The 18,886-nt window shown below is 61.9% G+C and carries 13 protein-coding genes and 1 tRNA gene; 4 read left to right on the forward strand and 10 right to left on the reverse strand.

Annotation, left to right across the window (positions count from 1 at the left end; genetic code table 11):
* The coding region (locus tag NKH33_RS21485; protein WP_352921351.1) for a mannose-1-phosphate guanylyltransferase at window positions 1-763 on the reverse strand (763 nt) is incomplete at its 3' end.
* Between the two features lie 17 nt (window positions 764-780).
* Window positions 781-2,295, reverse strand: a complete 1,515-nt coding sequence (locus tag NKH33_RS21490) for a phosphomannomutase/phosphoglucomutase (protein WP_502899610.1) — start codon at window positions 2,293-2,295, stop codon at window positions 781-783.
* Window positions 2,296-2,500: 205 nt separating this feature from the next.
* Between NKH33_RS21490 and NKH33_RS21495 the strand changes: the two genes are divergently transcribed.
* Together NKH33_RS21495 and NKH33_RS21500 are read left to right on the forward strand one after the other, a co-directional pair.
* Window positions 2,501-2,577 (forward strand) — tRNA-Pro (locus tag NKH33_RS21495).
* Window positions 2,578-2,586: 9 nt separating this feature from the next.
* Complete coding sequence (locus tag NKH33_RS21500) at window positions 2,587-4,104, forward strand: site-specific integrase (protein WP_352921354.1); 1,518 nt, start codon at window positions 2,587-2,589, stop codon at window positions 4,102-4,104.
* On the opposite strand, the gene NKH33_RS21505 is transcribed toward NKH33_RS21500, so the two are convergent.
* The 4 genes from NKH33_RS21505 to NKH33_RS21520 all read right to left on the reverse strand — a co-directional run bounded on the left by NKH33_RS21505 (window position 4,079) and on the right by NKH33_RS21520 (window position 9,493).
* Complete coding sequence (locus NKH33_RS21505; RefSeq protein ID WP_352503453.1) at window positions 4,079-5,698, reverse strand: ABC transporter ATP-binding protein; 1,620 nt, start codon at window positions 5,696-5,698, stop codon at window positions 4,079-4,081. The two genes, NKH33_RS21500 and NKH33_RS21505, sit on opposite strands and share 26 nt — an antisense overlap.
* Window position 5,699: 1 nt before the next feature.
* Complete coding sequence (locus NKH33_RS21510; RefSeq protein ID WP_352921356.1) at window positions 5,700-6,818, reverse strand: ABC transporter permease; 1,119 nt, start codon at window positions 6,816-6,818, stop codon at window positions 5,700-5,702.
* Complete coding sequence (locus NKH33_RS21515; RefSeq protein ID WP_352470962.1) at window positions 6,811-7,734, reverse strand: ABC transporter permease subunit; 924 nt, start codon at window positions 7,732-7,734, stop codon at window positions 6,811-6,813. The genes NKH33_RS21510 and NKH33_RS21515 overlap by 8 nt, the downstream gene beginning before the upstream one ends.
* A gap of 166 nt (window positions 7,735-7,900) precedes the next feature.
* Window positions 7,901-9,493 carry a peptide ABC transporter substrate-binding protein gene (locus NKH33_RS21520; protein ID WP_352771877.1) on the reverse strand — a complete coding sequence of 531 codons (1,593 nt, stop codon included), beginning with the start codon at window positions 9,491-9,493 and terminating at the stop codon, window positions 7,901-7,903.
* A 381-nt stretch (window positions 9,494-9,874) separates the two neighbouring features.
* Between NKH33_RS21520 and NKH33_RS21525 the strand changes: the two genes are divergently transcribed.
* Together NKH33_RS21525 and NKH33_RS21530 are read left to right on the forward strand one after the other, a co-directional pair.
* Complete coding sequence (locus NKH33_RS21525) at window positions 9,875-10,354, forward strand: TadE family protein (protein WP_352921357.1); 480 nt, start codon at window positions 9,875-9,877, stop codon at window positions 10,352-10,354.
* A 1-nt stretch (window position 10,355) separates the two neighbouring features.
* Complete coding sequence (locus NKH33_RS21530) at window positions 10,356-12,140, forward strand: pilus assembly protein TadG-related protein (protein ID WP_352470960.1); 1,785 nt, start codon at window positions 10,356-10,358, stop codon at window positions 12,138-12,140.
* 16 nt (window positions 12,141-12,156) lie between these two features.
* On the opposite strand, the gene bglA is transcribed toward NKH33_RS21530, so the two are convergent.
* From bglA to glgA, 4 genes are read right to left on the reverse strand one after another with little or no spacing between them, the layout of a single operon-like run.
* Window positions 12,157-13,785 (reverse strand): beta-galactosidase BglA, encoded by a 1,629-nt coding sequence (gene bglA / locus NKH33_RS21535; protein ID WP_352921359.1) that lies wholly within the window; start codon window positions 13,783-13,785, stop codon window positions 12,157-12,159.
* Window positions 13,775-15,808 carry a glycogen debranching protein GlgX gene (gene glgX, locus NKH33_RS21540; protein WP_352921361.1) on the reverse strand — a complete coding sequence of 678 codons (2,034 nt, stop codon included), beginning with the start codon at window positions 15,806-15,808 and terminating at the stop codon, window positions 13,775-13,777. Before glgX ends, bglA begins: the two co-directional genes overlap by 11 nt.
* The gene (locus tag NKH33_RS21545) at window positions 15,808-17,436 is read right to left on the reverse strand and encodes an alpha-D-glucose phosphate-specific phosphoglucomutase (RefSeq protein WP_352470957.1); all 1,629 of its coding nucleotides are present in this window, start codon (window positions 17,434-17,436) and stop codon (window positions 15,808-15,810) included. The genes glgX and NKH33_RS21545 overlap by 1 nt, the downstream gene beginning before the upstream one ends.
* A 3-nt stretch (window positions 17,437-17,439) precedes the next feature.
* A complete protein-coding gene (glgA, locus tag NKH33_RS21550) occupies window positions 17,440-18,885 on the reverse strand; it encodes a glycogen synthase GlgA (protein WP_352921363.1) in 1,446 nt (481 codons plus the stop codon).
* Window position 18,886: the final 1 nt, after the last annotated feature.

Consider the following 18,886-nt stretch of genomic DNA (forward strand, 5'->3'; position numbering starts at 1 on the left):
TCGCATAGTCGATCGATGTCGATGGGATGGCGGCATAGAGATCCAGAGGCATGTAGAGGCCGGAAAGATCCGATGTCGCAGCCTGGTAGGCAGCCTCCGTGGCGCTCCAGATGTCGGGCTGGAAGGCCATGAACGCGTCGCGCATCGCACTGGCGCGAAACAGGAAGATGCCGGTGTTCCAGTAGAAATTGCCGGCCTCGAGATAGCTCTGCGCCGTGGCGAGATCGGGTTTTTCGACGAAACGCGAGACATCGCAGATGCCATCGCGCTCGCCGGCCACCTCGATGTAGCCGTAACCGGTCTCGGGTTGGGCGGGCTTGATGCCGAACACCACCAGCCTGCCTTGGCGCGCGGCCGCCGTGCCGGCCTCGATGCTCCGCCAGAATTGCTGTGGCGTCGCGATCTCATGATCGGACGGCACCACCAGCACCAGGCTGTCGCCGAATTCCGACAGCGTGCGCAGACTTGCCAAAGCGACGGCCGCGGCAGTATTGCGTCCGGTCGGCTCGAACAGCGGGCCGCCGCCGGAAAGCTCGTGACCGGCAATGTCGGCATGAACGCGGTCGGCATGCCTTTCCGAGGCAATCAGGAAAACCGGCGTTTCGCCTTCCGGCCGCGCGGTCAGCCGGCGCAGCGTCTTGGCCAGCATTGAGCCGTCGCCCGAGAAATCATGGAACTGCTTGGGATTGTCCTCGCGCGACAACGGCCACAGCCGCGAGCCGACGCCGCCGCTCATCACAAAACTGACGATCCGTTCGATCATGAAAACAAGCCCCGCGTTCAAAAAGTCTGATTGTAGGCGCCGACTTCGGGGCTGCGGCGCAGCACCGCATCGACGGCTTCGAACATCTGCCGGCGCCGCTCGGACGATACCGGGCTCTCCACCACCACCACAAGCTCCGGCTTGTTCGATGATGCCCGCACCAACCCCCATGTACCATCCTCCGCCACGACCCTGACGCCGTTGACGGTGATCAGTTCGCCGATCTTCTGGCCGGCGAAGACCGTGCCCTCGTCCTTCATCTTGCGAAAGTCGCCTACGACGCGCTCGACGACGCCGTATTTGAGCTCGTCGGCGCAGTGTGGCGACATGGTCGGCGTGCCAAAGGTCAGCGGCAGATCGCGATAGAGGTCAGCCATGCTGCTTTGCGGGCTGCGATCAAGCATCTGGCAGATGGCGATGGCCGTGACCAGGCCATCGTCATAGCCGCGGCCGATCGGAGGATTGAAGAAGAAGTGGCCCGATTTCTCAAAACCAGCAACGGCGCCGAGTTCGGCCACCCGCCGCTTGATATAGGAGTGACCGGTCTTCCAATAGTCGGTGACCGCGCCATTCTCCTGCAGCACCTTGTCAGTCATGAACAATCCGGTCGACTTGACGTCGACGACGAAAGTCGAGCCGGGATAGAGGTGCGAAATGTCGCGCGCCAGCATGACGCCGACCTTGTCGGCGAAGATCTCGTTTCCTTCATTGTCGACCACGCCGCAGCGATCGCCGTCGCCGTCGAAGCCTAGCCCGACATCGGCGCCCGTTTCCAGCACCTTGTCGCGAATGGCGTGCAGCATCTGCATGTCTTCGGGGTTGGGATTGTAATTGGGAAACGTATGATCGAGCTCGACGTCGAGCGGGATGACCTCGCAGCCGATACTTTCCAGTGCCTCGGGAGCGAAAGCCCCGGCGGTGCCGTTGCCGCAGGCGGCCACCACCTTGAGCTTCCTGGAGATACGCTTTCCCGCGGTCAGATCGTCAAGGTAGGTTTTGCGGAAATCCGCAACGAAGGCGTAGGAGCCACCACCGACAAGGTCGAAATCGCCTGACAGCACGATCGCCTTCAGCGCGCTCATCTCCTCCGGACCGAAGGTCAGCGGACGCGCCGCGCCCATCTTGACGCCGGTCCAGCCATTCTCGTTGTGTGAGGCAGTGACCATGGCGACGGACGGCGTGTCGAGCGCGAACTGGGCGAAATAGGCCATCGGCGACAGGGCAAGCCCGACATCCTTGACCCGTGCGCCGGCCGCCATCAGCCCGGAAACCAGCGCCAGCTTGATGGCAAGCGAATAGGAGCGGAAATCGTGACCGGTGACGATGTCGGGTCCGGCACCCAGGCGACGGATCAGCGTGCCGAGCCCCATGCCGAGCGCCTGGACGCCGATTAGATTGAGTTCCGGCGTTTCGTTCGAGCCGGGATGGCCGAACCACCAGCGCGCATCATATTCGCGAAACCCGGACGGCATGACGAGCGCCGAGGTTTCGAACTCGAATGTGTTTGGTCTGGCATCGCTAACGATCTTCATCGACAAGGCTGCAAACTCCAGGCGGCTGAATCAGGTGCTTCGAGGCAAGTGGACGGTTACCCAGATGCCCTTTAAGCCGTGTTTGTGCGACAGGAAACTGAAACCTGTATGACGTGGCGGCGAAAGCGAAAGAAATGCGACAGAAGCGCTGCCATTGGCGCTTGCAGTAACCAAACTCGGCGGCTATAAGCCCGCGGTCTGGTCACGGAGTGTAGCGCAGCCTGGTAGCGCACATCGTTCGGGACGATGGGGTCGCAGGTTCAAATCCTGCCACTCCGACCAGAAAAAACATTGTCCAACCCGGGAGGCAATGGCTCAGGGCTCGTAGGGGCTCTTCCAAGTTGCGCCTGTACATTCGACAAAAAGAGGTTTGGCCGAGGAGAGGCTACGCGGTGCCCGCAGTGGCATCGGATCGCGGCTATTGCTAACGCATGTTCGTCACCGAAAAAAGCGAGATTTCCAAGGCACCGGAAACCTCCCCCGCTTCGAAACGCCAAATCGTCCCGTGAAAGCCGGCGTGAGATTTACACCTCAGTTGCAACCGGAACATGGGATAGCCCGAGCCACCATTTTGATGCGGCTGTCAGCTACCCTCCGGGAATGCACCAAGACTCGTCGTCCGGCGGGAAAGCCAAGCCGGCGCGATTCTGCGCCGCCTTTCGCAAGTCTTTGCATCTCACGGCACTATCGCCCATTTTGCTTGTTGCAAAGCCGGTCTTGTCGCCTCTTCTAGTGATCCCCGTCCGCAGGACGAACAACTTCGGAGCAAAAAAGGGGACCATTGTGACGACCCATCATCATGCCCGCACGGGAGCGGTGTCTAGCGCTTCAGGTATGCTGCGCCCTCAACTCGGGCCTGCCGCCGCAGGCAAACATCAGCGCCCGATCTCCAGGGCCGATGCCCGCCGCCTGACTGTCGGTGACATCCTCGCCGCCTATACCGAAGCACGCCAGGCCAAGATTGCCGGTCGCAAGGAATTTCTCGCCAGGATGCGTTTTCTGAACGAATTCTTCGGCACCGAGCCGGTCGCCAACATCAATGGAGATCGCTGCCGCGCCTATGTCGAGCACCGTTCGCGCGAGCGCAATCGGGTAGAGCGTGAGCGAATCGCCAAGCTCAACGCTGCGGCGATGGAGACCCGCCGTGCGTTACTCCCGGCGTGGCGAGACAAGGACTTTACATCAGGCCCGCGTCGCGATCTTGAGGACCTCCGCTCGGCGATCAACTTTTGGGCCAAGGAATACGGTCTCGATCCGAAGCCGTCCGTCACCTTGCCAGACAAACCAGCAGCGCGCGAGCGCTGGCTGACGCGCGAGGAAGCAGCGGGACTGCTGCGCGCGGCATTGCGGCTGCGCCGGAAGCACGGTCAGTACGCTCATCTCTGCCGCTTTATCATTGTGGGGCTCTACACTGGCTGCCGACATCGTTCAATCCTGCAACTCAATTGGGATGGCGAGGCCGCAGAAGCTTGGCCGGACCTAGGCCGCGGCGTGCTCTATTGCAAAGATCAGCACGCGAAAAAAAGCAAGAAATGGCGTCCGCCGACGCGACTGCCGTCACGGCTGATCGCCCATATGCGCCGCTGGAAGCGTATCGATTGCGACTGCGGGCCGGTCGTCCATGACAGCCTGGGCGAACCGACAAAGCGCATCGAGAAGGCGTTCCGCACCTGCCGCGTGGAAGCCGGGCTCAGCGACGATGTCACCCCGAATGTGCTTCGCTATACCCGCGCCATGTGGCCTGTGCTGTGCGACGTCGACATGTGGCGGATCGCCAGCAAGGCTATGCGCTCAGGCGAAATCGCGTGACATCGATGGCCGCGGCCATCAGTGTCTGTGTGTAGGTTGCCTGCGGATTGCTGAAGATCGCCTCGGCCGGCCCCTCCTCGACGATCTTGCCCTGTTTCATGACGATGATGTAGTCGGCCATGGCGCGCACAACGGCGAGATCGTGGCTGATGAACAGATAGGACAGTTCGTGGTCGGCCTGCAGCTTGCGTAGCAATTCGACGATCTGCTTCTGCACGGAGCGGTCCAGCGCCGAGGTCGGCTCGTCCAGCACCACCACTTTAGGCTTGAGTATCATGGCGCGCGCAATGGCGATGCGCTGCCGCTGACCGCCGGAGAATTCATGCGGATAGCGGTTGCGCGTGTTCGGGTCGAGCCCGACTTCGAGCAAGGCATCGACCGCGCGGAGATCGCGCTGCCTGCCCGACAGATTGGGCTCATGGACCAGGAGCCCCTCGGTGATGATCTGGCCGACGGTCATGCGTGGGGACAGCGAGCCGAACGGATCCTGGAAAACCAGCTGCAATTCGCGCCGCAGCGGCCTCATCGCCTGGCGGTCGGCGTGGGAAATGTCGCGGTCACCAAGCCGGATGATACCGTCGCTGGGCAGGAGCCGCAGCAAGGCGCGGCCGAGCGTCGATTTTCCCGAGCCGGATTCGCCGACGATGCCGATCGTCTGGTTGCGCTTCAGCCGTATCGAAATGCGATCGACGGCGCGCAGCAGCAGCGGCTCGCCGCCAAGAAATCCGCCGCCGATCTTGAAGGTCACCTCGACGTTTCTGCCTTCAAGCAGGACAGGGGCATTCGGAGGCGGCGGCGCCTTGGTGCCGGTCGGTTCGGCGGCAAGTAGCATCTTGGTGTAGCCGTGCTGCGGGTTGGCGAAGATCGCTTCCGCCTCGCCCTCCTCGACCACCTCGCCATAGCGCATCACATAGACCCGATCGGCAAAGCGCCGGACGATGCCGAGATCGTGGGTGATGAAGACGATCGCCATGCCGAGCTTGCGCTGCAATTCGGCGAGCAGCATGAGGATCTGCGCCTGGATGGTGACGTCGAGCGCGGTCGTCGGCTCGTCGGCGATCAGTATGTCGGGGTCGTTGGCCAGCGCCATGGCGATCATGACGCGCTGGCGCTGACCGCCCGACAACTCGTGCGGATAGGATTTCATCCGCCGCTCCGGATCGGGAATATGGACCAGCCGCAGCAGCTTGAGCGCCTCCTCGCGCGCCGCGGCGGCGCCAAGTCCGCGATGCTTGCGGATCGGCTCGATCAGCTGGTTGCCGATCGAATAGAGCGGGTCTAGCGACGTCATCGGCTCCTGGAAGATCATGCTGATCTTGCGGCCGCGGATCTTGTTGAGCTCGGGTTTGCTCAAGGTCAAAAGATTGCGGCCGCGATAATCGACTGTGCCGCTGGCTTCGCCGTTCGAGGCGAGCAGGCTCATCGCCGCCATCATCGTCTGGCTCTTGCCGGAACCGGATTCGCCGACGACGGCGACGGTTTCGCCTGATTTGACGTGGATATTGATGCCCTTCACCGCCTCCACCACACCGTCGAGGGTGCGGAAGCGGACGCGAAGGTCCTTGACGCTGAGGATGGTATCGGAAGCAGCCATCTCAACGATCCTTCGGGTCGAGCGCGTCGCGCAGCCCGTCGCCGACGAAATTCAGCGCGAACAGCGTGGAGACGAGAAAGAAGGCCGGGAACAGAAGCAGCCAGTTGGCCGAGCCGATGTTCTGGGCGCCAACCGAGATCAGCACGCCCCAGCTGGTCATCGGCTCCTGGACGCCGAGCCCGAGGAACGACAAAAAACTCTCCAGGATAATGACCTGCGGCACCAGCAGCGTCATGTAGATCACCACCGGCCCGAGCAAATTGGGGATCACATGGCGCAGCAGAATGCCGCGCTGGCCGACGCCCATCGCCTCCGCCGCCTGGACATATTCCTGCCGGCGGATCGACAGCGCTTGTCCGCGCACGATGCGCGCCATGTCGAGCCACAGCACCGCGCCGACCGCCAGGAACATCAGCACGAAATTCCTGCCGAAAAACACCACCAGCATGATGACGAAGAAGATGAACGGCAAAGAATAAAGCACATCGACGACACGCATCATCACCTCATCGACCCTGCCACCGGCAAGGCCGGCGGTGGCGCCGTAGAGCACGCCGATAACCACGGCCACAATGCCGGCAAGCAGGCCGATGGCTAGCGATATGCGCCCGGCCATCAACGTTCTGGACAGGAGATCGCGGCCGGTATTGTCGGTGCCGAACAGGAAATATTGCTGCTTGATCGAGGCACTCATCACCATTTCGAGACCGTCCGGCGATTTGCTCTCGATCTTTGTGTCATCAAAGGTATCGGAACGATCAAGGTAGCGAATGTTGCGGTCATCGATCGGGTTGGACGATTTGACGGTAACGAACACACGGCTGTCCTCCTGCCGCCACTCCGTAATGTCGACGCGCATACGCCTGATCGCCTCATCGAGAGCGCCTTCGATCATGTCGGCCTTCGGATAGGCGGAGAAGCTCGGCGGCGTACGGACATAGTCGGCATAGATGGTGGTGTATTGGTGCGGCACGAGATAGGGCCCAAACACGCTGATGACGGCGATGAAGGCAAGATAATAGAGGCTGAACATGGCCGCGCGATTGGCCTTGAGGCGCGCCCAGGCGTCACCCCAAAGGGACCGGCCGACGACCGGTGCGGCAACTGCGATATCAGTCATAGCGCACCCTCGGATCGACGACCCCATAGAGGACGTCGACGATCAGGTTGAAGACAATGGTGAAGAGCGCGATGACCACCACCGTCCCCATCACCAATGTGTAGTCGCGGTTGAGTGCAGCAACGACAAAATGGCGGCCGATGCCCGGGATAGAGAAGATGGTCTCGACGATGACCGAGCCGGTGAGAAGGGCTGCGGCTGCCGGACCGGTGAAGGAGACGATCGGCAGGATGGCGCCGCGCAGCGCATGCTTGACGACGACCGACCAGTCGGACAGGCCGAGAGCGCGCGCGGTGCGGATGTGATGCGAGTGCAGCGATTCGATCATCGAGCCGCGCATCAGGCGGGCAACGATGGCGATCTGCGGCAGAGCGAGCGTCAGTACCGGGCCGACCTTGTTGATGAGGGCTCCATCGCCCCAGCCGCCGATCGGCAGCAGCTTCCAGGTCAATCCGAATACAAGCTGGATTATCGGGGCGATGACGAAGGTTGGTATGGTGCTGCCGGCGGTCGCCAGCGCGATCACCGAATAGTCGGCAAGCTTGTTCTGGTTGAGCGCGGCAACAGTGCCGAGCACGCTGCCGAGGAGCAGCGCCAGAACGAGCGCCGAAGCGCCAAGTTGGATCGAGATCGGCAGGCCTTCCCTGAACAGCTCGCCGACGGTGAAATCCGGCATGTTGTAGCTGGGGCCGAAATTGCCGCGCAGAAGATTGCCTAAATAATGGAGGTACTGCAGCCAGAGCGGGTCGTTGAGCCCGAACTGGGCTTCGAGATTGGCCCTGATCTCGGGGCTCAGGCCCCGCTCCTGGTTGAACGGGCCGCCCGGCGCGACGCGTATCAGGAAGAACGCTATAGTCACGATGACGAACAGCGTCGGGATGGCGGTCAGGAGCCGCCGGAAAACGAATCGCAGCATCGATGCCCCGCTTGATCCAGAGCAGCGCGCGTCCGGCTGGACGATTGCGCTCTAGCCTTCAAATCTTCGCACCGACATTGTCGAAAATCGAATCCGGTTCCCGGGCCGATGCGATGGCAAACCGGCGCCGCCGCGCATTGAGTCGCGCGGCGGCCTGGCTAAGGTATCAGTCCTTGCTGATGAAGCGGGACGGATGGATGTCCATCACATTGTCGTCGAAGCCGTGCAGCTTCGAGGAAACGATGTCGTGGTAGCTGTAGTAGAGAAGCGGGATCTCGCCGACGTCGTCGACGAGGATGCGCTCGGCCTCGGCGAGTTCCTTCATGCGCTGGTCGGGCTTGCCGCCGGCGGCGGCGGCCTTGTCCATGGCCGCCTCGAATTTCGGGCTGTTATAGCTCGAATAATTGTTGCCGCTGGCCTTGCGAGATATGCCGAGGAAGGTTTCCGGGTCCTTGTAATCGGCGATCCAGGCGGCACGCGCCACATCGTAGTCGCCCTTCTGCTCGAGGAAGGAGTAGTGGGTCTTGGTGTCGGTGTTGAGCAGCGTGACCTCGACGCCAAGCGGCTTCAACTGTTCCTGGATGGCGACAGCGGTGTTCTTGTGGTTTTCCGAGGTGTTGTAGCGGATCTGCATCTTCAACGGATGCTCGGGTGTATAGCCGAGTTTCTCGAGGATCTTCTTGGCAGCGTCCTCGCGGTCGATCTGCGGCATGTCGGCGTATTTGGCCAGTGCCGGCGTGTAGCCCTGGATACCCGGAGGGACCATCGAATAGCCGGGCAGCATCGAATTCTGCCAGACTTTTTCAGCGAGGAAGTCGCGATCGATCGCCATCGAGATAGCGTTGCGCAGTTCGACGTTGTCCCAAGGCGCCTTGTCGGTCTTGATCGCGTAATAGTAGATGCCGAGATATGGCCCGACACGGACCTGGTCGCCGAATTTGGTCTTGAGATCGGCGAGCTGTTCGGTCGGCAGGTCACCGTAACTGTCGAATTCGCCGGCCTCGAAGCGCTTCATCGCGGACGAGCGATCCTCGGTCGGGATGTAGTTGACCACGTCCAACTTGACGCTGGCGGCGTCCCAGAATTTCGGATTCTTGACCAGCTTTAGATGGTCGTTGGGAATCCACTCTGCCGCTGTAAAGGCCCCGTTCGAGACCAGCTTGCCTGCCTTGATCCAGTCGGCGCCAAGCTTTTCGATAGACGCCTTGTTAACCGGATAGGTCGCCTGATGGGTCAGCATCTCCAGGAAGTAAGGCGTTGGCGCCTTGAGCGTGACTTCGAGGGTATTTGCGTCAATCGCCTTGACGCCCATATCCTCCGGCTTGCCCTTCTTGGTGTTGACTTCCTCGGCACCCTTCACTGGATAGAGCATGGAAGCGTATTCCGCAGCGGTGGCCGGATCTTCCAGCCGACGGAACGAATAAACGAAGTCGTCCGCCGTCACCGGGCTGCCATCCGACCAGAGGCCGTCCTTGCGCAGCTTGAAGGTGTAGACAGTGCCGTCGTCGGACACCGTCCAGCTTTCAGCGGCGCCCGGAATGAGATTCGTCTTCTGGTCATGCATGACGAGGCCCTGGAACAGGTCGCGTATGATATCGGCTTCGTAGACCGTCGAGGTCTTGTGCGGATCGAGCGTCTCCGCTTCGGCGGCGGCTCCGCGGTTGTAGACGGTCTCGGCGAAAGCCGGCGTGTAGAACGTACCGGCGGCCAAGACCATGGTCGTGGCGAGTACCGTCGCCTTCAGCACATGTTTCAGCATGGAGTTCTCCCTAACGACGTCGCCCTTCGGCCACGTCTCTAAGTGTTGACGCCCCGAAACCGATTGGCTGGTTCCTTTCGAGCGCGCAGCCGGTTCCCTTTCCGGCAGCTGGTGGCCAAACAGTAACGTGGAGATTTTTTATTTCAACAGACTCTCGGGGTCACCCAAAGTAAGGGGGCCGGGGCAGTCGTTTTGCGGGCGGCCAATCAATGGTCGAAACCATGAGTTTGACTGGGTTTCCTGGCCAGAACGCCGATCTGGGAAATAATCTGGCCGATCTTTTCAGTTTACCGGAATGTATTAATTGGTTCTTAGGCAACCAAGGGTTACAAATTTCGATGGAATCGGCACATCGACCTTGGGTTCCAACGGGCAAGGGCAATGAACAAGATAGACAGTAATACTGTCGCATTGAAGCGTAAAATATTGCGCCACATACGGACGAATCTACGCAAAATTGGAGAAGAGTCCGGAACTTCCGCGGTCGAGTTCGCCCTGCTTTCCCCAGTCTTTATCCTTCTTTTGCTCGGAATGGTTGCATATGGTATCTATTTTGGTGCAAGCAACTCCTTGCAGCAAATCGCCGCCGATGCCGCCCGCACCGCAATTGCCGGATTGAATCAAACCGAGCGCCAGGCGCTGGTGGCGAGTTTCGTCAAAAACAATGCCAGTGGATACCCGTTTGTCGATTCCGGCAAGCTGACCTATCAGGCGACGGACAGCACGGCCGACGGAAATCAGTTCGTCGTGTCGATCCAGTACGATGCCAGCAACCTGCCGATCTGGAACCTATTACCAAGCCTTGCGATGCCGCAAACCACGATGTCGCGCAGATCTACCATCAGGATTGGAGGCATTTGAAATGTCGCAGTTCTTGCTGAGGAGCATCGGGCGGATCGCTCGCTCGATGGTTGGCGACAAGAAGGCGAACTTTGCCGTCATGACGGCGCTGACAGCGCCATTCGCGCTGGGGCTGGCTGCCTTCGCTGTCGACGAAGGTTCGATCTACACGGAGCGCAGGGAAGCCCAGGCGATGACCGATCTGGCGGCGATCACCGCGGCGTCGAACATCAACAATATGGAAGCCGCGGCGGTAACCACGCTCAGTGACAACCGAATGCCCGGCATCATTGTTCAAAAGGCAGGTCAGACAATCGTTCCCACGGTTGGCAAAACCGTCGTGTCGGTCACCGGCGGCCGATACTCAGCGGCGTCCTCCGTTGGTGTCGACAAGCGCTTCGAAGCCGGCAAAACGCCTTACAACGCCGTTCGCGTCACTCTGCGAAAAATCCCCGCCCGGTATTTCGCCAGTTCGCTCATCCCTACTCCGGTTGTCGGCACCGAAGCCATTGCCAGCGTGACCCCGCAAGCGATGTTCTCGGTCGGGTCCAGGCTCCTCAGCGTCAATGGCGGCATCCTCAACGCGCTTCTCAGCAAGTTGCTGGGCGCCAACATTTCGCTCAGCGTCATGGACTACAACGCGCTGATCTCGGCCGATGTAAACGTGCTTTCGTTCGTCGATGCCCTTGCCGTACAGTTGCAACTGACAGGTGTCAGCTATTCCGACGTGCTGGCGTCAAAAGCGACGGTAGGCCAGATCGCGACCGCCATGGCCAATGCGTCCGGGTCGGGCAGCGCCAGCAAACTTGTGCTGCAGACGATCGCGTCGAGGGCCACCAACACGGTCAAGATACCCCTCAGTCATCTTATCGATCTTGGCTCGATCGGCAGGCTCGGCCTCGGACAAAAGTCTCCCGGCTTTTCCGTCGACGCAAGCGCGATGGGCATGCTGGGTGCCGCCGCCTCGCTGGCCAATGGCTCAAACCAGGTCCAGGTCGATCTCGGCGCCACTATTCCGGGACTTACCTCCACCACGCTCGCCATCGCCATCGGTGAACCGATGCAATACTCACCCTGGCTGGCCGTCGGGGAAAAAGGCACCGTGGTGCGCACCGCGCAGACGCGCATCAAGCTGGTCACCACAGTGGGCATCGGCAATTCCAATCTCGGCGGCGGCATCAGCCTGCTGTCCGTCAACCTGCCTCTGCATGTCGAAGTCGCCTATGCGGAAGCCAAGCTAACCGACATCAGCTGCCCGACGGGCCGGCCGGATAGCATCAAGGTCTCGATCGCCGCGCAGCCTGGCGTGGCCTCGCTGCACCTTGCCGCCAGCGACGCCGACAATAACGCATCGGCCTTCGCCGATTTCAGCAATCCGCAATCGTTCTCCGATGCCACGATTGCCCAGGTAAGCGTGAAGCTTCTGCTGCTTACCCTCAATCTGCTCGATGTGAAGGGTTCGTCATCACTTGCCATCACCAACAACGATCCGACCACATTGACGTTCGACAGCACCGATATCGCCAACAAGACGATAAAAACTGTCGCCACAAAAAACCTGACGCAATCACTCACGACATCGCTGGTCAGCGGCCTCTCGCTCTCGGTCAATGCACTGGGCCTCGGGCTGGACGTGACGGCCCTGCTCGGAACGGTTAAGCCGGCGGTGGTAACGGTTCTGAACGGCGTGACGGCGCCGGTCGACGAACTGGTCTATAACGTGCTTGCAGCTGTCGGCGTGCATGTCGGCGAGGCCGATGTGCGGGTTGTCGGCGCGACTTGCGGGCGCTCCGTGCTCGTTCAATGAGATAATGAAATAGAGCTCAGCCAATCCGGCCGAGGAAGCAGCCCAGCGGCGGCAGCGACAGCGTTCTTTCCTGCAAGACGCCGGCAGCACCGCCAAGATCTCTCGGCTCTATCGCTTCCAGATCCGTTGGCAATTGCCAGCCGGCCGGCTCGTCGGCGAAATTGAAGACACAGAGCAGCTTTTCGTCACCGCCTTCGCGAATGAAAGCCAGGACGTCGCCTTGGGCATCGAGGAACCGGATCGAGCCTCGAACCAGCGCCGGATGCTGCTTGCGCAAGGCCAGCATCGCCCGGTAGCTCGCCAGGACGGAGGTTTGCTCGCCATCCTGGACGTCGACCGCCTGGGCGCGATGGCTTGCCGGGACCGGAAGCCACGGCTTGCCCGTCGAAAAGCCGGCATTGTCGGCGCCAGTCTCCCAGACCATCGGCGTTCGGCACCCATCCCGCCCCTTGATCCCCGGCCAGAAGCGGATGCCGAAAGGATCGCGCAAATCCTCGAACGCCAGTTCGGCCTCCTCCAGCCCGAGTTCTTCGCCCTGGTAGAGGCAGATCGATCCGCGCAGGCAGGAAAGCAGCACGATCGAGAATTTCGCCACCCTGTCCGGATCGCCGCCCGGCCTTTTCCATCGACTGACATGGCGCACGACATCGTGATTGGAGAACGCCCAGCAAACCCAGCCGTCGAATACCTTACTCTCGAAGGCCTCGACACAGCCACGCACATGCGACGCCGAGAATTGCGGGCCGAGCAGGTCGAACGTGTAGGACATTTGGAGCTTGTCGCCACCGCCGGTATAGGCGGCGAGTGTCTGCAAGGAACGCGTTTCGTCGCCAATCTCGCCGACAGCGGCGCGGCCTTCATATTCGTCAAGCAAGGCCCGGAAGCGCCTGAGGAAAGCAAGGTTTTCCGGCTGGCTCTTGTCGAACAGATGCTCCTGATAGAGATAGGGGCTGGTTGCCGTATTGGTGCCGGCGACGCTTTCCGCCAAAGGCGGGTTGCTGCGCAGCCAGCGGTCGTGGACGTAATAGTTGACCGTATCCAGCCGGAAACCGTCGACGCCGCGCTCGAGCCAGAACCGCACCGTTTCCAGCAAGGCGTCCTGCACCTTTGGGTTGTGGAAATTCAGGTCCGGCTGCGAGGCGAGGAAATTGTGCAGGTAATATTGCCTGCGCGTTGCGTCCCATTCCCAGGCCGGGCCGCCGAAAAGCGACAGCCAGTTGTTGGGGGCGGTGCCGTCGGGCTTCGCATCGGCCCAGACGTACCAGTCGGCCTTGGGGTTGTCGTGGCTCGTGCGGCTTTCGACGAACCATTCGTGCCGATCCGACGAATGCGACAAGACCTGATCGATGATCACCTTCAGGCCGAGCCGGTGCGCCTCCGCAATCAGTGCGTCGAAATCCTCTAATGTGCCGAACATCGGATCGACGGCGCAGTAATCCGAAACGTCGTAACCCATATCGGCCATTGGCGACTTGAAAAAAGGCGAAAGCCAAACGGCGTCGGCACCGAGCGATGCGACATGGGCCAGCCTCGAGGTGATGCCGCTGAGATCGCCGCTGCCGTCGCCTGTCGTGTCCTGGAAGGAGCGCGGGTAGATCTGGTAGATGACGCAGCCGCGCCACCATTCGGCATTGTCAGCCATCATGGCTCTCCCCTGCGCCCGCACACGCTGTCCTGCTTTCGATCATGAACAGGACTGTTCGCCCAGGCACCGGCCGCGAGATATCGCTACTATCCGGTTCGATAGCTGGGCGCCAATGAAAACCCGCCCGTTCCGGCAGCGTGAACATGCAGGCCCGGCGGTCGCCATTGATGACCACCGCAAGGCGACTGTTCTCACCGCTACCGAGAACCATGACCAGCCGGTGCCGCCTGGCATCGTCCCAGGCTGCCTCTTCGAACGGCACGCCGGTTTCCGTCAGCCAGGCTACGTCTGGGATTTCCGAACCCGCAGGCTGTTCTCCGGTCAGGAATGCTGTGTCCAAGAGCGCCGGCACGGCGCGACGCATCCTGGCGAGCAGAGCCGTATGATGCTCGAGCGCCAGGTCGCGCCCGGCCCAGTCGAGCCAGGTGATGTCATTGTCCTGCGCGTAGGCGTTGTTGTTGCCGCGCTGCGTGCGGCCGAACTCGTCGCCGGCCGTCAGCATGATCGTGCCGCGCGAGGCAAAGAGCGTCGCCAGCAGCGCGCGCTGGTCATCGAAACGGGCCGTAACGATTGACTGGTCGCTGGTCTCGCCCTCGACGCCATCGTTCCAGGACAGGTTGTCGTCGTGACCATCGCGGTTCAGTTCGCCATTGGCCTCGTTGTGCTTGTGCCCATAGGCGACGATATCGGCCAGCGTCATGCCGTCATGCGCGGCGATGAAGTTGATGCTGCGGCTCGTTGTCTGGCCTGCTTTGGCAAAGACGTCGGACGAACCGGCAAGCCGCGTCGCCAGGGCACCGATCATGCCGCCGTCGCCGCGCCAGAAGCGGCGGATATCGTCGCGGTATTTGTCGTTCCATTCGAGGAAGGGCGGCGGAAAATTGCCGAGCTGATAGCCATCCGGTCCGATATCCCAAGGCTCGGCGATCAGCACCCGGTCGCCAAGAACAGGGTCGTTGCGAATGGCGTTCAGCAGCGGCGCATCGGCGTCGAAAACGCCGTCGACGCGGCCGAGGATCGGCGCCAGGTCGAAGCGGAATCCGTCGACACCGGCGCGCTGGACAAAGTGGCGAAGCGTGTGGAGGACCATTTCCCGGACGACCGGATGCTCGCAGGCGAGCGTATTGCCGGTTCCGGTGTCATTGACCAGAGCGCCGTCCGGCTCGTGCCGATAATAGGCGCGGCTGTCGAGCCCGCGCAGCGACAATGTCGGGCCGAGCCGGTCGCTTTCGCCGGTGTGGTTGAACACCAGGTCGAGAATGGTGCCGATGCCGGCCTCGCGCAGCGCGGCGACCGTTCCGCGCAACTCGGCCAGACCGCCGGGCGCCAGTCGCGGATCGAGCGCTATGAAGGTCACGGGATTATAACCCCAGGCGTTGCGCAGACCGAGGGGCGGTAAATGCCGTTCGTCGATCGATGCAGTCACCGGCATCAACTCAATGGCTGCCACGCCGAGTTTTTGCAGATGCTCGACAACGAGGGGGTGAGCGAGCGCTGCAATGGTGCCGCGTTGCTTCTCGGGAATGTCGGGATGCAGCTTTGTGAAGGCGCGTACCGGCACTTCGTAGATAAGGCCGCCGGGCCGAAACAGCGGCGGCAAGGCGGGCAAGGGTTCCGGCAAGGCGCCGGCGATGGCTTTCGGCATCAGCGGCGCAGTGTCGGCCCCCTCGCCTCGGCGCGCGGCGAGCCGGCCGTCATAGGCATAGGGCCTGTCGATCTCGACGGCATAGGGATCGGCCAGCAGCTTGTCGGGATCGAACCAGAGACCGTGTTCCGGCGCGTAGTCGCCATCGGCGCGGAACCCGTATCGGGTCCCGGCGGCGAGACCGGCAACAAAAAGTGCATGGACGCCCTCGTCTTCCGACTGGAGTTCCAGCCGGTCGACTTCGCGGTTGCCGTGTTCGTCGAAAATCGAAACCCAGATGCGCCGAGCCGACGAGGACCATGCGGCGAAGCGGATACCGCCCTCCCCGGCAAGCCCGCCAAATCGCGGACGATAGCCGGCGGATAGTCCCGACGACATCAGGTGATGACGCTCGGCTTGGCGCGGCCGGTATGGCTGCGAATCCCGGCAATGTCGTCGGCCGCCGCGATCAGATCGGCAAGCGCCTCCTGGGTGTCGAGATCGTGGCGGTTCTTGTCCGGCTCGTAGCGCTCGACATAAAGCCGCAGCGTCGCGCCCGAGGTGCCGGTGCCGGACAGGCGGAAGACGACGCGTGAGCCGCCTTCGAACAACACCCTGATGCCCTGGTTCTTGCTGACCGAGCCGTCGACCGGATCGTGATAGGCGAAATCATCAGCGCTGGCGATCGTCATGCCGCGCACGCGGGTGCCAGGCAGCGAGCCGAGCTTGGCGCGCAACTCGCCGACAAGCGCGTTGGCACGATCGGTCTCGACCTCCTCGTAGTCGTGGCGCGAATAATAGTTACGGCCATAGGCCGTCCAATGCTGGGTGACAATCTGCTTGGCGCTTTCGCCGCGAACGGCAAGGATGTTGAGCCATAAAAGCACAGCCCACAGGCCGTCCTTTTCGCGGACATGGTTGGAGCCGGTCCCCGCACTCTCCTCGCCACAGATCGTTGCCATGCCGGCATCGAGCAGATTGCCGAAAAATTTCCAGCCGGTCGGCGTCTCGTAGATGCCGATGCCGAGCTTTTCGGCGACCCGGTCGGCAGCACCGCTGGTCGGCATCGAGCGGGCGATGCCTTTCAGCCCCGCCTTGTAGCCCGGCGCCAGATGGGCGTTGGCGGCGAGCATCGCCACCGAATCCGACGGGGTGATGAAAATTCCCTTGCCGATAATCAGGTTGCGGTCGCCATCGCCATCCGAGGCGGCGCCAAAGTCTGGCGCATCCGGCCCCATCATCTCGTCGTAGAGGTGTTTTGCGTGCACCAGATTGGGATCGGGATGATGGCCGCCGAAATCCGGCAGCGGAATGAAATTGCGGGCGGTGCCGTTGGGCGCGCCGAGCCGGTTTTCGAGGATCTCCTTGGCGTAGGGGCCGGTCACCGCATGCATGGCGTCGAAGCGCATGCGGAAGCCCGACCTGAACAGCGCCCGCAATGCGTCGAAATCGAACAGGCTTTCCATCAGTTCGGCATAGTCGGCGACAGGATCGATGATTTCGACGGTCATGTCCCCCGTCTTGACCGTGCCGATCGTGTCGATGTCGACCTGCCCGATATCGGCGATCTTGAAGCTTGAAATCGCCTTGGTTTTTTCGAAGATCGCGTCGGTCAGCTTTTCCGGCGCCGGGCCGCCATTGCCGGCATTGTACTTGATGCCGAAATCCTCATGCGGGCCACCCGGATTGTGGCTGGCCGACAGGATGATGCCGCCAAAGGTCTCGTATTTGCGGATGACATGCGAAGCGGCCGGCGTCGACAAGATGCCGCCCTGCCCGACCATCACCTTGCCGAAGCCGTTTGCCGCGGCCATGGCGATGGCCTTCTGGATGACCTCGCGGTTATAGAAGCGGCCGTCGCCGCCGATCACCAGGGTTTTGCCCTCGAACCCGTCCAGCGCGTCGAAGATCGACTGGATGAAGTTCTCGGCATAGTGCTCCTGCTGGAACACCGGGACCTTTTTACGCAGCCCGGAGGTGCCGGGCTTCTGGTCGGGATAGGGTTTGGTGGCGACGGTGCGGATCATCAGTCAGGCAGCCCTTTTCGAAAGCAGCAAGCGATAGAGTTGGACATATTTTTCGGCGCTTTTGTCCCACGAAACGTCGGCCTTCATGCCTTGCCGCTGCATCGACGTCCACACTGCGGGATTGGCATGCGCCTCGACAAGGCGGCGGACGGCGTGCAGCAAGGCGCCGGCATTGGCGGGCGCAAACTGGAAACCGGTCGCCACGCCGGCAGAGATGGCGGCTTCGTTGGCATCGATGATCGTGTCGGCAAGGCCGCCGGTGCGCGCGACCACCGGCACGCAGCCATAGCGCAGGCCGTAAAGCTGTGTCAGCCCGCAAGGTTCGAAGCGCGATGGGATAATGATTGCGTCGCAGCCGCCCTGCATGGTGTGGGAGAGTCCCTCGTCATAGCCGACGACGACGCCGATGCGGCCGCGATGGCGGGCTGCGGCGGCAAGCAACGCGCCTTCCAGCCCAGCGTCGCCGGAGCCGAGGATCGCCAGCCGTGCACCTGCCGCGACGATGCCGTCGATGGCCGCAGCCAGTATGTCCATGCCCTTTTGCCAGGTCAGCCGGCTGACGACGCAGACGATCGGACTGTCATCGCGATCGAGGCTGAAACGGTCCTCGACCGCGGCCTTGTTGGGCATTCGCGCCTTGAGCGTCTTTGCGGTGTAGTTGGAGACCAGATGCTTGTCGGTTTCCGGGTTCCAGATCTCGGTATCGATGCCGTTCACGATGCCATGGAGATCGACGGAGCGCATGTTGATCAGGCCGTCGAGGCCCATGCCGAATTCGGGCAAGCGGATTTCCTGCGCATAGGTCGGGCTGACCGTGGTGATCGCCCACGCCGCCTGCAGGCCGGCCTTGAGGAAGCCGACGCCGCCGTAATATTCGACGCCGTCGAGCGCCATCGCCGCCGCCGGCAGGCCAAGCTCGCCAAAGATGCCGGCGCCGAACTGGCCTTGGAAGGCGAGGTTGTGCACGGTGATCATCGACGGCGTGCCGACCGCCTTGCCGTAGCGCATGTAGGCAAGCGTCATTGCCGACTGCCAGTCATGGGCATGGACGATATCGGGCAGGTAGCCCGAGATCGCACCGCCGGCAATATCACCGCCTACCTGGCTCAAGGCCGCGAACCGCCGCCAATTGTCCGGCCAGTCGGCGCCTGTCGCGTTGCCGTATGGGCCGCCGGGACGGTCGAAAAGATGCGGCGCGTCAAGCACGAACAGGTCGAGCCCGGCGATCTGGGCGGCATACACCGAAGCCTTGGCGCCATGCAGCAATGGATATTGCTGAACCGGCTTCTTTTTCCTGAAGGCGCCCATCACCTGAGGATAGCCGGGGACGAGCGTGCGCATGGTGACGCCCTTGCCGGCCAATGCCACGGGCAAGGCGCCGGTCACGTCGGCGAGCCCGCCCGTCTTGACCAGCGGAAAGATCTCGGGCGCCACCGACAGAACCTGCATG

It is taken from the genome of Mesorhizobium sp. M1182, assembly GCF_040318335.1.
Classification (GTDB): domain Bacteria; phylum Pseudomonadota; class Alphaproteobacteria; order Rhizobiales; family Rhizobiaceae; genus Mesorhizobium.

Excerpts from the sequence above, each read along its gene's own strand:
- glgA (WP_352921363.1), bottom strand. The coding sequence starts at position 18,885 with ATGCAGGTTCTGTCGGTGGCGCCCGAGATCTTTCCGCTGGTCAAGACG.
- glgX (WP_352921361.1), bottom strand. The coding sequence starts at position 15,808 with ATGTCGTCGGGACTATCCGCCGGCTATCGTCCGCGATTTGGCGGGCTT.
- NKH33_RS21545 (WP_352470957.1), bottom strand. The coding sequence starts at position 17,436 with ATGATCCGCACCGTCGCCACCAAACCCTATCCCGACCAGAAGCCCGGC.
- NKH33_RS21520 (WP_352771877.1), bottom strand. The coding sequence starts at position 9,493 with ATGCTGAAACATGTGCTGAAGGCGACGGTACTCGCCACGACCATGGTC.
- NKH33_RS21505 (WP_352503453.1), bottom strand. The coding sequence starts at position 5,698 with ATGGCTGCTTCCGATACCATCCTCAGCGTCAAGGACCTTCGCGTCCGC.
- bglA (WP_352921359.1), bottom strand. The coding sequence starts at position 13,785 with ATGATGGCTGACAATGCCGAATGGTGGCGCGGCTGCGTCATCTACCAG.
- NKH33_RS21490 (WP_502899610.1), bottom strand. The coding sequence starts at position 2,295 with ATGAAGATCGTTAGCGATGCCAGACCAAACACATTCGAGTTCGAAACC.
- NKH33_RS21515 (WP_352470962.1), bottom strand. The coding sequence starts at position 7,734 with ATGCTGCGATTCGTTTTCCGGCGGCTCCTGACCGCCATCCCGACGCTG.
- NKH33_RS21525 (WP_352921357.1), top strand. The coding sequence starts at position 9,875 with ATGAACAAGATAGACAGTAATACTGTCGCATTGAAGCGTAAAATATTG.
- NKH33_RS21530 (WP_352470960.1), top strand. The coding sequence starts at position 10,356 with ATGTCGCAGTTCTTGCTGAGGAGCATCGGGCGGATCGCTCGCTCGATG.
- NKH33_RS21510 (WP_352921356.1), bottom strand. The coding sequence starts at position 6,818 with ATGACTGATATCGCAGTTGCCGCACCGGTCGTCGGCCGGTCCCTTTGG.